Below are 12,731 nucleotides of genomic sequence, written 5' to 3'. Positions count from 1 at the left end.
TGACATATCTCAGGCGGATTGTTACTCGTCAAGCCGGAACGACGAAATGATCGATCGTTCTGGGCTCCATATGGGTAATCCCGTGTCGCTACGGAGACGACTTGCGACATGGAGCCGCCCCACCGCGCAAAGGCCCGCATTTCAAGGAGAAGCGGTCTCATGTCCCCTCTGCCCTTCGATCAACGGGACGGCCTGATCTGGCTCGACGGCACCCTGGTGCCGTGGGCCGAGGCCAAGCTGCACGTGCTTTCTCACGGATTGCACTACGGCTCCTCCGTATTCGAGGGCGAGCGCGCCTACGGCGGCGTGATCTTCAAGTCGACCGAGCATTCGCAGCGCCTGCGCCGCTCCGCCGAGGTGCTCGACTTCGAGATCCCGTACACGGTGGCGGAGATCGACGCGGCGAAGGAGCTCGTCCTCGCCAAGGCCGGCCTCGTCGACGCCTACATCCGCCCTGTCGCGTGGCGCGGCTCGGAGATGATGGGCGTGTCCGCGCAGGCGAACACGATCCACCTCGCCATCGCCGCCTGGGACTGGCCGAGCTACTTCAAGCCCGAGGAGCGCATGAAGGGCATCCGCCTCGACATGGCGCAGTACCGCCGCCCCGACCCGGCGACGGCGCCCTGCCACTCGAAGGCGGCGGGCCTCTACATGATCTGCACGATCTCCAAGCACGCCGCCGAGCGCAAGGGCTACGCCGACGCGCTGATGCTCGACTGGCAGGGCCGCGTCGCGGAGTGCACCGGCGCGAACGTGTTCTTCACCCGCGACGGTGCGATCCACACGCCCATCGCCGACTGCTTCCTCGACGGGATCACCCGGCGCACGGTGATCGACCTCGCCAAGCGCCGCGGCTTCGAGGTGGTGGAGCGCCGGATCATGCCCGACGAGCTCTCGACCTTCAACGAGTGCTTCATCACCGGCACGGCCGCCGAGGTGACCCCCGTCTCCGAGATCGGCCCGCACCGCTTCACGCCGGGCAACATCACGATGACGCTCATGGAAGACTACATGTCGGAGGTCCGCCCCCGCGCCCAGGCGGCGTGAGGGACTCGGGAGAGCGGCGCACGCTTCCGCGCTGCTCTCCGCTGCGCTATCCTCCCCCCATGACCGAGGCCGCCCAACCGTCCGCCGTCCTGACCTTCCCGGAGCGCAAGGCGCGCGAGGCGGGGCGGCGGGCGGCCGCGGTGGCGGCCGTGTCGTCGCGGCTCGCCGCCTTCGCCCGCGCCAATGGCGGGCGCTACCTGCTCTACGGCTCGGCCGCGCGCGGCGCGATGCGCCACGACAGCGATCTCGACCTCCTCGTCGACTTCCCCGCCGCGCTCCACGCCGACGCCTGGCGGTTCGCCGAGGACGCCTGCGCGCGGGCCCGGCTGCCCGCCGACATCCGCCCGCTGGCCTGGTGCTCCGAGCGCTTCCGCGCGCATGTGGCAGCGGATTGGGTGGCGCTGGGATGAGCGACGCGCGCTGGATCGAGATCGACGCCGACGTCGCCTCCGCTCTGACGCATTTCGGCCGCGCGGTCGAGATCTTCGAGGCGGGCGGCCTCGACGGGGACGACCTCGAGGCCTACAAGAGCCGCATGGCCCTCCTCCAGGCGATGCAGGCGGGCCACACCTCGCTGGAGGCGGCGCTGGAGCGCCTGCTCGTCCTCCTCGGCGAGGAGAAGCCCGTCTCGTCCGACAGCTATCACGCAGACCTCGTCAGGCGGGTCTCCACGCCGATCCCCGGCGCGCGTCCCGCGATCCTCTCGGGGCCGCTCGCGCGCGCCGTGGACGAGACGCACCGGTTCCGGCACGTCGCCCGCAAAGCCTACGACGGCTTCGAGGTGCCGCGTGCCGAGCCCGCGGTCGCGGCGGCGCGCGTCGTGCACGATGGGCTCGCGGACGCGATCGCCGCATTCCGCCGCGCCCTCGACGGGTGAGCGCCCTCACCCGCCCGGCGGGCGGGTGAGCGAGAAGCGCGTCTCGGCGGTGGCCACGAAGTAGTCGCGGTAGCCCGCGCGCGCGATCGGCTTCATGGCGGCGGTGTCGAGCAGCCCGTCCACCAGGAACCGGTCGTCGATGTGCACGCCCATGACCTGGCCGATCGCCATCGTGTAGCGCGTCGTGCCGTCGAGCGCGGTGAGGGGCACGATCTGCAGGAGCTTGCATTCGAGCGCGACGGGGCTCTCCGCCACCCGCGGCGGCGCCACGAGGCGCGAGGGCGCGGGCGTGAGCCCGGCATGGGCGAACTCGCTCTGCCCGCGCGCCAGCGGGGCGGAGGTCGCGTTCATCGCCTCGCGCAGGTCCCAGGTCGCGAGCGAGCAGACGAACTCCCCGGTCTCGCGCACGAAGGCGAGCGCGTCCTTCTCCCCGTCCGACGAGAAGGCCACCATGTGCGGCCGGTCGGAGACGGCGTTGAAGAACGAGTAGGGCGCGAGGTTGACGCGCCCCTGCGCGTCGACCGCGCTGATCCAGCCGATCGGGCGCGGCGCGACGATGGCCTTGAACGGGTCGTGCGGGAGCGGGTGGCCGGTGGCGGTCTCGTAGAACATCGCAGGTCCCTTCAAAGCCGCGTGACGACGTCGGCGAGCTCCGGGCGTGGCCGGTCCGCCATCTTCGTCGCCGCCGTGCCGACGTGGACGAAGCCGGCGATGCGCTCGTGCGGGGCGAGGCCCAGCGCGTCGAGGACGCGCCGGTCGAAGGCGATCCACTCCGTGATCCAGGTCGCGCCGAAGCCGTGGGCCTGCGCGGCGAGGAGCAGGTTCTGGCAGGCGGCGCCGGCCGAGAGGATCTGCTCCCATTCCGGGATCTTCGGGTGCGGCGCCGCGCGCGAGACCACGGCGACGCAGATCGGCGCGCGCACGAGGCGCCCGCGCTCGAAGACGCGCTCCTCCTCGCTGGCCTCGGGCTTGTCGGCCAGGAAGGCCGCCTCGATGGTCTCGCCGATCCGCGCGCCGGCGGCGGGGTCGATCACCAGGAAGCGCCAGGGCGCGAGCCGGCCGTGGTCGGGCACGCGCGCGGCGATGCGCAGCATGTCGTCGAGGGTCTGCGCATCGGGGCCGGGCGCGCCGAGCTGCTTCGTGGGGCTCGAGCGGCGGGTGCGCAGGGCGTCGAGGAGGAGTGGGGCGTCGAGAAGGGGCGGGGCGTCGGGAAGGGTCATGTCGTCCATCGTCTGTCCACAATCGATGTCGATCGGTATAAGCGCTTCGAGGCACGGGCGCGAGCCGCGCGCGTGCATGGTCCCCCTCGCCGATCGCACAGCACAGGCCCCGATGCAGCTCCCGTGCCGGATGCCCCCGACGCGCACCGCCCTCCCCGCGCTCCTCGCGGCGCTCCTCCTCGCGCTCTCCGCGCTCTCGCTCGCCGTTCCGGCGCCCGCGAGGGCGCAGGGCGGCTCGTCCGAGGCGATCGACGCGCTGCCCGTCCTGCCGCAGGCGGGCGAGCTGGCGCTCGCCGCCTTCCACGCCGAGACCGGGGAGCCGATCCTCGAAGGGCTGATCTGGCGGGTCTTCGAGCTGCGCGAGGGGGCGCCCGTGCTCGTCGCGCGCGAGGAGGCGGCGACGCCGCGGGTGTCCCTGCCGCCGGCCAACTACATGGTCCACGTCTCCTGGGGCTTCGCCTCCGCCATGCGGCAGGTGACGATGCACTGGGGCGACGTGGTCGAGCGGCTCGTGATCAGCGCGGGCGGCCTGCAGGTTCGCGGCGTCGTCGGCGACCGGCCGATCCCCGGCAACGACCTCACCTATGCCGTCTACCTGCCGATCGGCGACGACGCCGAGGGGCGTCTCGTCGTCGCGGAAGCCCGGCCCTCCGACCTCGTGCGCCTGCCCGAGGGCGAGTACCACGTCGTCTCCACCTACGGCGACGCCAACGCCTCCATGCGCGCCGACCTCTCGGTCGCGGCGGGAGAGGTGACGATCGCGACCTTGAACCACCGCGCGGCGCGGGTGACCCTCAAGCTGGTGGCCGACGAGGGTGGCGAGGCCTTCGCCGGCACCGCCTTCTCGGTGCTGACGCCCGGCGGCGACGTGGTGCGCGAGGCGATCGGCGCCTTCCCCTCGGTGGTGCTGGCGGAGGGCGACTACGTGCTGATCGCCCGCCACGAGGGGCGCGTCTTCACCCGCGAGTTCCGGGTCGAGAGCGGGCTCGACCGTGACATCGAGGTCCTCGCGGAGGGGTGAGGCACCCCTCGTCCGCGCTTGCGTCGCGGGCGTCTTCGCCGCACTGAGGGACGCCCGCCCCCGGAGAGAGCATGCAGCCGGACCGCTTCGAGACCACCCCGCCCCCCGGCCCGCCGGGACAGCCCCCGGAGAACCCGCCCCGCAAGCCGCCCCGCGAGCCGGCCTTCAACCTGCCGGGCGTCGTCCTCGCCTCGATCGGGCTCCTCGTCGCGATCCACGCGATCCTGGGGCTGATCGGGATCGAGGGCCGCTTCGGCATCCTCATCGACTTCGGCTTCGTGCCGGCGCTCTGGACCTCCTGGCTCGACGCGGAGGCGACGAGCGAGATCGCGCGGCGCATCCTCGAGGGCGACCCGATCGCCATGCAGCGCGACATGGGCTTCGCGCGCATCATCATGCAGGAGGGCTCGGGCGGCGTCTGGACGCTCCTCACCTACGCCTTCCTGCACGGGTCGTGGATGCACGTCGGGCTCAACGCCGTCTGGCTCGCCGCCTTCGGCACGCCGATCGCGCGCCGCCTCGGCCCCGAGCGCTTCCTCTGGCTCGCGGCGCTCACCGCGATCGCGGGGGCGCTGATGCACTGGGCGGCGCACGCCTACGACGTCACGCCGATGATCGGCGCCTCGGCGGTGGTCTCGGGGATGATGGCGGCCGCGGCACGCTTCGCCTTCACGCCGCGGGGCTTCGGCTGGCTGCCGCCCCATCTCGCCCCGCGGCTCGGGCTCGGCGAGATGCTGCGCAACCGCACCGCCATGCTGTTCATCGGCGTCTGGCTCGCGATCAACCTCGTCTTCGGCGTCGCCGCGGTGCCGCTCGGCCTCGCCGACGGCGGCGGCATCGCCTGGGAGGCGCACGTCGGGGGCTTCCTCGCGGGGCTCCTGCTGTTTCCGTTGTTCGACCCGCTGCCCCGGCGGCCGCGCGACCTCGCTTGAAAAAGCCGCCATCGTCTTCCATCCTGGCGTGCCGTCGCCGGGCGGAGCGGCCACGAAGAGCCGCGCGTGGCGACACGAGGCGCGACAAGAGTTTCGTGGAGGAAACGATGACGGTCAGGCAGGTTCTCGCCGAGAAGGGCGAAGGCGTCGTGACGCTGTCGCCCGATTGCAGCCTCGCGGAGGCGGCGCGTCTGCTGTCGGACAGGCGGATCGGCGCAGTCGTCGTCAGCGGCGCCGACGGGCGGGTCGACGGCATCCTCTCCGAGCGCGACATCGTGCGCGCCGTCGCCCGAGACGGCGCCGGCGCGCTCGAGGCGCGGGTGGAGAGCTGGATGACGCGCGAGGTCGTGACCTGCGCCCGCGAGGTGGCGATCGACGACCTGATGCAGACGATGACGCAGGGCAAGTTCCGCCACGTGCCCGTCGTCGAGGAGGGCCGTCTCGTCGGCATCGTCTCGATCGGCGACGTGGTGAAGCGGCGCGTCGCCGCGATCGAGGCGGAGGCGCAGATGCTCAAGGAATACATCGCGGGCTGACGCGCCGCGCGGCCACGACCGCCTCCCCGCGCCGGCCCGCGGCCACGCGCCGCCGTACGATTTCGCGCGAACCGGCGAACCAATCTTCACTCACGCGTTACCCTCCGTGGGCTCGGGTCCGTCCCGACCTTCAAAACGCTCGATTCGCGTCCTATATTCCGGTGATGGCGCGGTCGTCCTGAGGAGGCCGCGTGGGGTCCGCCCGTCGCGGGGACCGAAGGAGGAGAAGACATGGCCGGCGCGCTACCCGTACTCGCCAACGAAGGCGGTCTGTCCCGCTATCTGGACGAGATCCGCAAGTTCCCGATGCTCGACCCGGCCGAGGAGTTCATGCTCGCCAAGCGCTGGCGGGAACATGGCGACTCCGAGGCCGCCCACAAGCTCGTCACGTCCCACCTGCGCCTCGTGGCGAAGATCGCCATGGGATATCGCGGCTACGGCCTGCCGATCTCGGAGGTCGTCTCGGAGGGCAACGTCGGCCTGATGCAGGCCATCAAGCGCTTCGAGCCCGACAAGGGATTCCGGCTGGCCACCTATGCGATGTGGTGGATCAAGGCGGCAATTCAAGAATACATCCTGCGCTCGTGGTCGCTCGTCAAGATGGGCACGACCGCGAACCAGAAGAAGCTCTTCTTCAACCTGCGCAAGGCCAAGAGCCGCATCTCGGCGCTCGACGAGGGCGACCTGCGCCCCGACCAGGTGAAGGAGATCGCGACCCGGCTCGGCGTCACCGAGCAGGACGTGGTCGACATGAACCGCCGCCTCGGCGGCGACGCCTCGCTCAATGCGCCCCTGCGCGAGGAGGGCGAGGGCGAGTGGCAGGACTGGCTCGTCGACGGCGCCGCCTCCCAGGAGACGATCCTCGCCGCCGAGGAGGAGGGCCAGAACCGCCTCGCCGCCCTGCGCGAGGCGCTCGGCGTGCTCAACGAGCGCGAGCGCCGCATCTTCGAGGCGCGGCGGCTCTCGGACGACCCGATCACGCTGGAGGACCTCTCCACCGAGTTCGGCGTCTCCCGCGAGCGCGTGCGCCAGATCGAGGTGCGCGCCTTCGAGAAGGTGCAGGACGCGGTGAAGAAGAACATCGCCGCGATCGAGGCCGCGCCGGGGCGTCCGCGGGAGCTGACCGACGCGCGGGCGGGGTGAGCGGGCTCAGCTCCCGTCCCGCTCCGCGTCGAGCTTTGCCCGCAGCTTGCGAAGAAGCGGCAGCGCCGCCTCGATCTCGCCCTCGGTGATGCCCGTCGATAGATCGGCCAGCGACGGCGCGAGCGCGGCGATCGCGGCCTCCCGGGCCGCCCGGCCGGCAGGCGTGATGTCGACGACCTTGGCCCGAGCGTCCGAGGGATCCGGCTCGATCGTCACGTAATCGGCACGCGAGAGGTGCTGGAGGGTGTTCGTCATCGTGCTCTTCGTCACCTGGAAGGCGCGAGCGAGGCGCAGCGGGCTCGAGGGGCGGCCGAGCCGTACGAAATGGTTCAGCACCACGAACTGGGGCAGGGTGAGATCGCCGGGCATCACCCGCTCGAACAGCCGCGAGGCGAGCTGGTCGATGATGGCGATCTCGTTGATCAGCCGGAAGACGAGGGGATCGCCCGCCGCACCGCGGGAGGTCTCACGCTCGCTCCCCTCCCCCGCCATGCATCACCCCTCCCGGATCGCCGCCGCCGCGGGCCAACGCGGGCTCGGCGGAACCTCCGGACCATAGCCGAGCCGGCCGAGCATCTGAAGCGTCTCGCCCGGCGGAACGTCGAGCCGCGCGCGCATGCGCGCGGCATGATCGGCCATCTCCGGGAATTCCTGGAGCGCCTGGCTCAGGGGGTGAAGGCCCAGGCCGAGGGACGTGGCGGCGAGGTTGAGGCGCATCCAGTCGCGACCGGCGGCGATCTGGTCGGAGCGGGCGTTGCCGCCGGTCGTCACCCACAGGAACGACGGTGACGCCTCGATCGGCGCGAGCCCGTAGGCCGTCATCTGCTGCAGGATCGGCCCCGGCGCGCCCGAGGCGACCTCCGCGCCGGCGTTCTCGCGCGTGAGGATGCCCCTCGCGGCGAGATCCTCGATCATCGCGCCCGTCAGGTCGATCCCATCCGGCGAGGCGTCGACCTCCGCGCGGCCGATGCGCAAGAGGTCGATGCTCTCCTGCGCCGTGGCGGGCGTCTCCATCTCCAGGCGCATGGCTGAGAGCGCGACCTCGCGGATCGCGGCGACGGTGGCGGCGTCCGTCGCGGACGCGACGCGCCCGCCCCGCAACGCGGAGGCCGTCAGGCGCCCGAGCGTGTGCGCGGGGATCGCACGATCCATGGCGTAGGGCGCCTTGTTCGAGCGTCGGTCGAGAACGGCCTCGAACAGAGGATCGGGCCGTCCCGCTCCGGGCACGAAGCGCACCCGCGCGACCGGCCTTTCGTCGAGCCGCTGGCCCGGCTCGCCCTGCGGAAAGAGCGAGACCTCGGCGCCCGCGCCCTGCTCGCCCGCGGCGAGGACGAGCGTCTCCAGGAAGGCGCCCAGGCCGATCGTGATCTGGCGGTCGTACGGATCCGTGTGCGGCAGCCGCCGGTCCACGCGGCAGTACAGGGTCAGGGCGTCGTCGCCCTCGAGCGCGACGCTCCACGGCTGGCGATTGTGGGGGCTGGGCGCGAGGACCGCCCAGGCCAGCGCGCGACGGCGCATCTCGGTCTCGCCCGTGCCGGCCGCGAACCAAGGGGCGAGCGCCGAGGGTGTCCCCGGGGGAGAGGACGCACGGGCGCGACGGGCGGCGGGGATGTCGGCTGCGAGGATGGCGGTCGCGCCGATCAGGGCGAGGAACCGACGACGGTCGAGGCTCATGGCGATCTCCTTTAGTTCGATGTCAAACCATCTAGTACGATATCGAACGATATGCAAGCCCGCGGTACGCCACCCCTCGGCGCCTGCGTCCGCGCGATCCCGTTTGCCGCCGCCGCGCCGCGGTGCTAGAGCCTCGCGCATGACGCAGACGAGATCACCCCGCGGCGGTCCCCGCCCGACTTCGCGCAAGCTCGCGCGGCAGGACGCCGGCGCGCGCAAGGATGCGCGCAAGGACGCGGGGCCTCGAACGGGCAAGGCCGGCAAGCCCTCGCCCGCGAGCAAACCGTCGCCGAGCAAGCCTCGAAAGGCGGCCCAGAAGCCCGCCGCCGCCAAGCCCGGCTCCGCCGCCCCGCGCCCGGGCGCGCCCGCTCCCTCCGCCGCCCTCCCGCCCAAGCGCGTCCAGCGCGCCGCCGCGGCGGCGACCCTCGCCACCGGCATCCAGACCCTTCTCGTCGAGCCCGACGAAGGCGAGATGCGGCTCGATCGCTTCCTCTCGGCGCGCTTCCCCCAGCTCGCCTTCACGCACATCCAGCGGATCATCCGCACCGGCCAGCTGCGGGTGGACGGCAAGCGCATGAAGCCCAACGAGCGGCTCGCCGCCGGCCAGAGCGTGCGCGTGCCGCCACTCAAGATGGAGGAGCAGCGCCCGCGCTCGCCCACGCGCAACGAGAGCGACGCCGCGTTCCTGCAGTCGATCACGCTCTACGAGGACAAGGACGTCCTGGTGCTCAACAAGCCCGCCGGCCTCGCCTCGCAGGGCGGATCGGGCACGACGCGCCACGTCGACGGGCTGCTCGAGGCGCTTCGCGACGAGAAGGGCGAGAAGCCGCGCCTCGTCCACCGCCTCGACAAGGAGACCGCCGGCTGCCTCGTCGTGGCGAAGTCGCGCTTCGCCGCGAGCGTGCTCGCCAAGAGCTTCCGCTCGCGCGTGACGCGCAAGGTCTACTGGGCCATCGTCGCCGGCGTGCCGAAGACGCGCCAGGGCCGGGTCTCGACCTACATCGCCAAGGAGATGCTGCCCGACGGCGACAGCCGCATGCGCGTCGCCCAGCACGGGGACGACGGGGCCGAGCACGCGCTGACCTACTACGCGGTCATCGAGCAGTCGGCGCGCAAGCTCACCTGGGTCTCCCTCAAGCCGGTGACCGGGCGCACGCACCAGCTGCGCGTCCACATGGCCTCCGTCGGGCACCCGATCATCGGCGACCCGAAATACTTCAACGTCGAGAACTGGGAGCTGCCCGGCGGCATCCAGAACCGGCTCCACCTGCTGGCGCGGCGGATCGTGATCCCGCATCCGCGCACGGGCAAGCCGATCGACGTCACCGCGCCGCTGCCGCCGCACATGCAGCAGACCTTCAACCTCCTGGGCCTCGAGACGGACGCCTACGATCCGATCGTCGAGGCCCCGGAGGAGTGAACGAGACGACCCCGAACCGGCCGGACGGGCCGAAAGGAAAGACGACGATGTTCACCCTCGAGATCGGCGGCCGCGCGGTCGCCATCACCGACGCCACCCCCGAGGCGGAAGCCCGCGAGCTGCTCGAGAGCCTCGCCGACGAGATGATCGAGCTCGAGAGCGAGGGCAAGCAGATCTGGGACGGCGAGAGCCCGCTCCATGTCCGCCCCGCCACCGAGGACGAGATCGACTCCTTCGACGAGGCCGAGATGGACGAGGAGCCCGAGGAGGACGACGAGCCGATCGTCATGTTCCTCATCCCCATCGACGGCCTCGACGAGGACGACGAGGACGAGGACTGACATGTCCCGCCTGCGCCTCGTCATCCTGGACGTCGACGGCACGCTCGTCGACAGCCAGGCCATCATCGTCGAGGCGCAGGCGCGCACCTTCCGCGCGCACGGGCTCGCGCCGCCCACCCGAGAGCGCTCGCTCTCCATCGTGGGCCTGTCGCTGCCCGAAGCCTTCCGCGTCCTCGTCGGCGAGGACGGGCCGTGGGCGGCCATGGCGCAGACCTACCGCGAGATGTTCTTCGCCCTGCGCGCGGACGCCACCCTCGAGGAGCCGCTCTATCCCGGCGTGCGCAAGACGTTGGAGACGCTGGCGCGCCGCGAGGATCTCGCGATCGGCATCGCCACCGGCAAGAGCCGGCGCGGCGTCGCCCACCTCGTCGCCCGCGAGGGCTGGGAGGGCCTGTTCGCCACGATCCAGACCGCCGACGACGCGCCCTCCAAGCCCCATCCCGGCATGATCCTCCAGGCGCTCGCCGAGACGGGCGTCGCGGCGCCCGACGCCGCGATGGTGGGCGATTCGACCTTCGACATGGAGATGGCGCGCGCCGCGGGCATCCACGCGATCGGCGTCTCGTACGGCTTCCACGGGGTGGGCGCGCTGCGCGACCGAGGCGCGCAGGTCATCGTCGACCGCTTCCCCGACGTCCTGCCCACGCTCGACGGGTTGTGGCGCGCGTGAGCCGCCGGCTTGCGCCGTGCGCGTGCGGGCTTATGTGACGTCATCGTCCCCGAGCCCCTTCCCGAAGCCCCGAGAGGAGCAGCATGCCCGACGATTTCTGGCGCGATCTCGCCCCCGAGCCCGGGGAGACGCGGCGCGATCCGCGCGAGGCGGCCCGCGCCGCGATGATGCCCGAGCTGCCCAGGCGCTTCTACGAGCGTGCGACCGCCGAGCCGCATCCGGACGGCGGCTTCGCGCTCAACCTCGACGGGCGCCCCGCGAAGACCCCGGGCAAGCGACCTCTCGTTGCGCCCTCCCGCGGCGCGGGCGACGCGCTCGCCGCCGAATGGCAGGCGCAGGGCGAGCGCATCGATCCCACCGCGATGCCGCTGACGCGACTCCTCAACGTCGCCATCGACGCGGTCGGCGCGGCGATGGGGCCGGTGGCCGAGGAGATCGTGAAGTACGCGGGCTCGGACCTCGTCTGCTACCGCGCGGGCGATCCCGAGGCCCTCGTCGCTGCGCAGGGAGAGGCCTGGGACCCGGTTCTCGCCTTCGCCCGCGAGCGGCTCGGCGCGCGGTTCGTGCTGGCGCAGGGCGTGATGTTCGTCGAGCAGCCTCGCGAGGCGCTCGCGGCGGTGGCGCAGCGCGTCTCCCGCGAGACCTCCCCCTTCGCGCTCGCGGCACTCAGCGTGACGACGACCCTCACCGGCTCGGCCCTGATCGCGCTCGCGGTGGCCGACGGGGCTCTCGCGGCGGACGATGCCTGGCAGGCCGCGCACGCGGACGAGCTCTACCAGGAGCGCGTCTGGGGCGCCGACGCGATCGCGACGGAGCGCCGGGCGGCGCGGCGGCGGGAGTTCGACGCGGCGGTGCTGCTGTATCGCGAGGCGGGGTGAGGACGATCAGGACGGATTGCGGAGCGGGTTGAGGATATCCAGGCCGGGGAAGTCGCGAGCGTTTTCCGTCACGAACACGCACGCGTTCGCTTCCGCTACGGCGGCGATGATCGTGTCGAGCCCGCTGCGCGGCCTCCCCCGCGCGACGCCGTCCGCCATGAGCCGCGCCCAGATGAGGGCGGCCTCCTCGTCGAATGAGAGAATTCGCCCTGCGAACAGGTTCCGCGGCCCCGTGGGCCCGGCGAACCAAGCCTCCAAGCCGGCGCGCTTCCTTCCGGCAGGCATTTGAAGAATTCCACGCTGCAGCTCGGCGATCGTCAATGACGAAACGTAGAGCTCTTCGTCGTGGCGCTCGGAGAACCACCTGGATAGCGAATCCGGCGGATTTGGCCGGACGGCAGCGCTGATGATGTTCGTATCGAGGAGGTAGCGGCTCATTCGAGATCGATCTCGCGTCCGCCCTCGAATGGCCTTGACACCTGCAGGTCGACGCCGACGAGCGGCGAAGCGCGCAGGGCGCGGTAGATGCCGCCGGGCTCCCCGGCCGCCGGGCGCAAGGCACGCCCGAGCACGCCTCGGAGCTCCTCGCTCTCTGGCGACCCTTCGGCAAGCCGACGAGCGACGCTGCGGATCAGATCGCGATCCGCCTTCCGGCCGAGAACCTCGAACCGTGCGATCCCGCGCTCGTCGAGGCGAGCGCGATATCGAGCGACGGCGCGATCACGAGATTGCGGCAAAGCTTCCTCCCGGGCATATGTCCAGGTATAGTCTGTGCGCTGACGAGGGGCAAGATGGCGGACGCCTGGAGGGAGGCTCGAATGGCTCGCGGATGGCTTGGCGATTGGATCCATGCGCGATTGCCATGGACGGTCGGCACCGGTCACGGAAAGGGGTTAGTCCACGCCACCGGCGCGCAGTCCAGACGAGATGACGAGCACTCCACCGCCCCGAGTGATGCGGTCGAGCGGCTTC

General features: G+C 71.8%; 17 protein-coding genes. 11 read left to right on the top strand and 6 right to left on the bottom strand.

Annotated elements, in window-relative coordinates:
- Positions 1–159: 159 nt before the first annotated feature.
- From ACTZWW_RS07245 to ACTZWW_RS07235, 3 genes are read left to right on the top strand one after another with little or no spacing between them, the layout of a single operon-like run.
- On the top strand, positions 160–1,047 hold the full coding sequence (locus ACTZWW_RS07245; RefSeq protein ID WP_444780272.1) for a branched-chain amino acid aminotransferase: 888 nt from the start codon (positions 160–162) through the stop codon (positions 1,045–1,047).
- A 59-nt stretch (positions 1,048–1,106) separates the two neighbouring features.
- Complete coding sequence (locus ACTZWW_RS07240; protein WP_444780271.1) at positions 1,107–1,457, top strand: nucleotidyltransferase family protein; 351 nt, start codon at positions 1,107–1,109, stop codon at positions 1,455–1,457.
- The gene (locus ACTZWW_RS07235; protein ID WP_444780270.1) at positions 1,454–1,924 is read left to right on the top strand and encodes a ribonuclease toxin HepT-like protein; all 471 of its coding nucleotides are present in this window, start codon (positions 1,454–1,456) and stop codon (positions 1,922–1,924) included. The genes ACTZWW_RS07240 and ACTZWW_RS07235 overlap by 4 nt, the downstream gene beginning before the upstream one ends.
- Before the next feature lie 6 nt (positions 1,925–1,930).
- Here ACTZWW_RS07235 and ACTZWW_RS07230 read toward each other — a convergent pair whose 3' ends face one another.
- Both ACTZWW_RS07230 and ACTZWW_RS07225 read right to left on the bottom strand, forming a co-directional pair.
- Positions 1,931–2,536, bottom strand: coding sequence for a flavin reductase family protein (locus ACTZWW_RS07230; RefSeq protein WP_444780269.1), 606 nt, complete (start codon positions 2,534–2,536; stop codon positions 1,931–1,933).
- An 11-nt stretch (positions 2,537–2,547) separates the two neighbouring features.
- Entirely contained in the window at positions 2,548–3,144 is a 597-nt protein-coding gene (locus ACTZWW_RS07225; protein WP_444780268.1) for a nitroreductase family protein, read from the bottom strand.
- A 130-nt stretch (positions 3,145–3,274) separates the two neighbouring features.
- Here ACTZWW_RS07225 and ACTZWW_RS07220 point away from each other — a divergent pair, with 130 nt between their 5' ends.
- From ACTZWW_RS07220 to rpoH, 4 genes are all read left to right on the top strand, one after another.
- Positions 3,275–4,165: a hypothetical protein gene (locus ACTZWW_RS07220; protein ID WP_444780267.1), complete on the top strand. Its 891-nt coding sequence runs from the start codon at positions 3,275–3,277 to the stop codon at positions 4,163–4,165.
- A 71-nt stretch (positions 4,166–4,236) separates the two neighbouring features.
- The gene (locus ACTZWW_RS07215) at positions 4,237–5,097 is read left to right on the top strand and encodes a rhomboid family intramembrane serine protease (RefSeq protein WP_444780266.1); all 861 of its coding nucleotides are present in this window, start codon (positions 4,237–4,239) and stop codon (positions 5,095–5,097) included.
- 107 nt (positions 5,098–5,204) lie between these two features.
- Positions 5,205–5,633, top strand: coding sequence for a CBS domain-containing protein (locus ACTZWW_RS07210; RefSeq protein WP_444780265.1), 429 nt, complete (start codon positions 5,205–5,207; stop codon positions 5,631–5,633).
- Between the two features lie 231 nt (positions 5,634–5,864).
- On the top strand, positions 5,865–6,776 hold the full coding sequence (gene rpoH, locus ACTZWW_RS07205; RefSeq protein WP_444780264.1) for an RNA polymerase sigma factor RpoH: 912 nt from the start codon (positions 5,865–5,867) through the stop codon (positions 6,774–6,776).
- 6 nt (positions 6,777–6,782) lie between these two features.
- Here rpoH and ACTZWW_RS07200 read toward each other — a convergent pair whose 3' ends face one another.
- Both ACTZWW_RS07200 and ACTZWW_RS07195 read right to left on the bottom strand, forming a co-directional pair.
- Positions 6,783–7,268 (bottom strand): MarR family winged helix-turn-helix transcriptional regulator, encoded by a 486-nt coding sequence (locus ACTZWW_RS07200; RefSeq protein ID WP_444780263.1) that lies wholly within the window; start codon positions 7,266–7,268, stop codon positions 6,783–6,785.
- Positions 7,269–7,271: 3 nt separating this feature from the next.
- Complete coding sequence (locus ACTZWW_RS07195; RefSeq protein ID WP_444780262.1) at positions 7,272–8,450, bottom strand: Acg family FMN-binding oxidoreductase; 1,179 nt, start codon at positions 8,448–8,450, stop codon at positions 7,272–7,274.
- Positions 8,451–8,589: 139 nt separating this feature from the next.
- Between ACTZWW_RS07195 and ACTZWW_RS07190 the strand changes: the two genes are divergently transcribed.
- From ACTZWW_RS07190 to ACTZWW_RS07175, 4 genes are all read left to right on the top strand, one after another.
- Complete coding sequence (locus ACTZWW_RS07190; protein ID WP_444780261.1) at positions 8,590–9,870, top strand: RluA family pseudouridine synthase; 1,281 nt, start codon at positions 8,590–8,592, stop codon at positions 9,868–9,870.
- The gene (locus tag ACTZWW_RS07185) at positions 9,867–10,211 is read left to right on the top strand and encodes a hypothetical protein (protein ID WP_444780260.1); all 345 of its coding nucleotides are present in this window, start codon (positions 9,867–9,869) and stop codon (positions 10,209–10,211) included. Before ACTZWW_RS07190 ends, ACTZWW_RS07185 begins: the two co-directional genes overlap by 4 nt.
- Position 10,212: 1 nt before the next feature.
- The gene (locus ACTZWW_RS07180; protein ID WP_444780259.1) at positions 10,213–10,881 is read left to right on the top strand and encodes an HAD-IA family hydrolase; all 669 of its coding nucleotides are present in this window, start codon (positions 10,213–10,215) and stop codon (positions 10,879–10,881) included.
- An 83-nt stretch (positions 10,882–10,964) separates the two neighbouring features.
- On the top strand, positions 10,965–11,759 hold the full coding sequence (locus ACTZWW_RS07175; RefSeq protein ID WP_444780258.1) for an ATP12 family chaperone protein: 795 nt from the start codon (positions 10,965–10,967) through the stop codon (positions 11,757–11,759).
- A gap of 6 nt (positions 11,760–11,765) precedes the next feature.
- Here ACTZWW_RS07175 and ACTZWW_RS07170 read toward each other — a convergent pair whose 3' ends face one another.
- Together ACTZWW_RS07170 and ACTZWW_RS07165 are read right to left on the bottom strand one after the other, a co-directional pair.
- Complete coding sequence (locus ACTZWW_RS07170; protein ID WP_444780257.1) at positions 11,766–12,197, bottom strand: type II toxin-antitoxin system VapC family toxin; 432 nt, start codon at positions 12,195–12,197, stop codon at positions 11,766–11,768.
- Positions 12,194–12,643: a hypothetical protein gene (locus ACTZWW_RS07165; protein ID WP_444780256.1), complete on the bottom strand. Its 450-nt coding sequence runs from the start codon at positions 12,641–12,643 to the stop codon at positions 12,194–12,196. Before ACTZWW_RS07165 ends, ACTZWW_RS07170 begins: the two co-directional genes overlap by 4 nt.
- Positions 12,644–12,731: the final 88 nt, after the last annotated feature.

It is taken from the genome of Salinarimonas sp. NSM (assembly GCF_052380005.1).
Lineage (GTDB): Bacteria > Pseudomonadota > Alphaproteobacteria > Rhizobiales > Beijerinckiaceae > Salinarimonas.
Note: the sequence above shows the minus strand (reverse complement) of the source record. Positions and strands in the feature narration are given on the sequence as shown.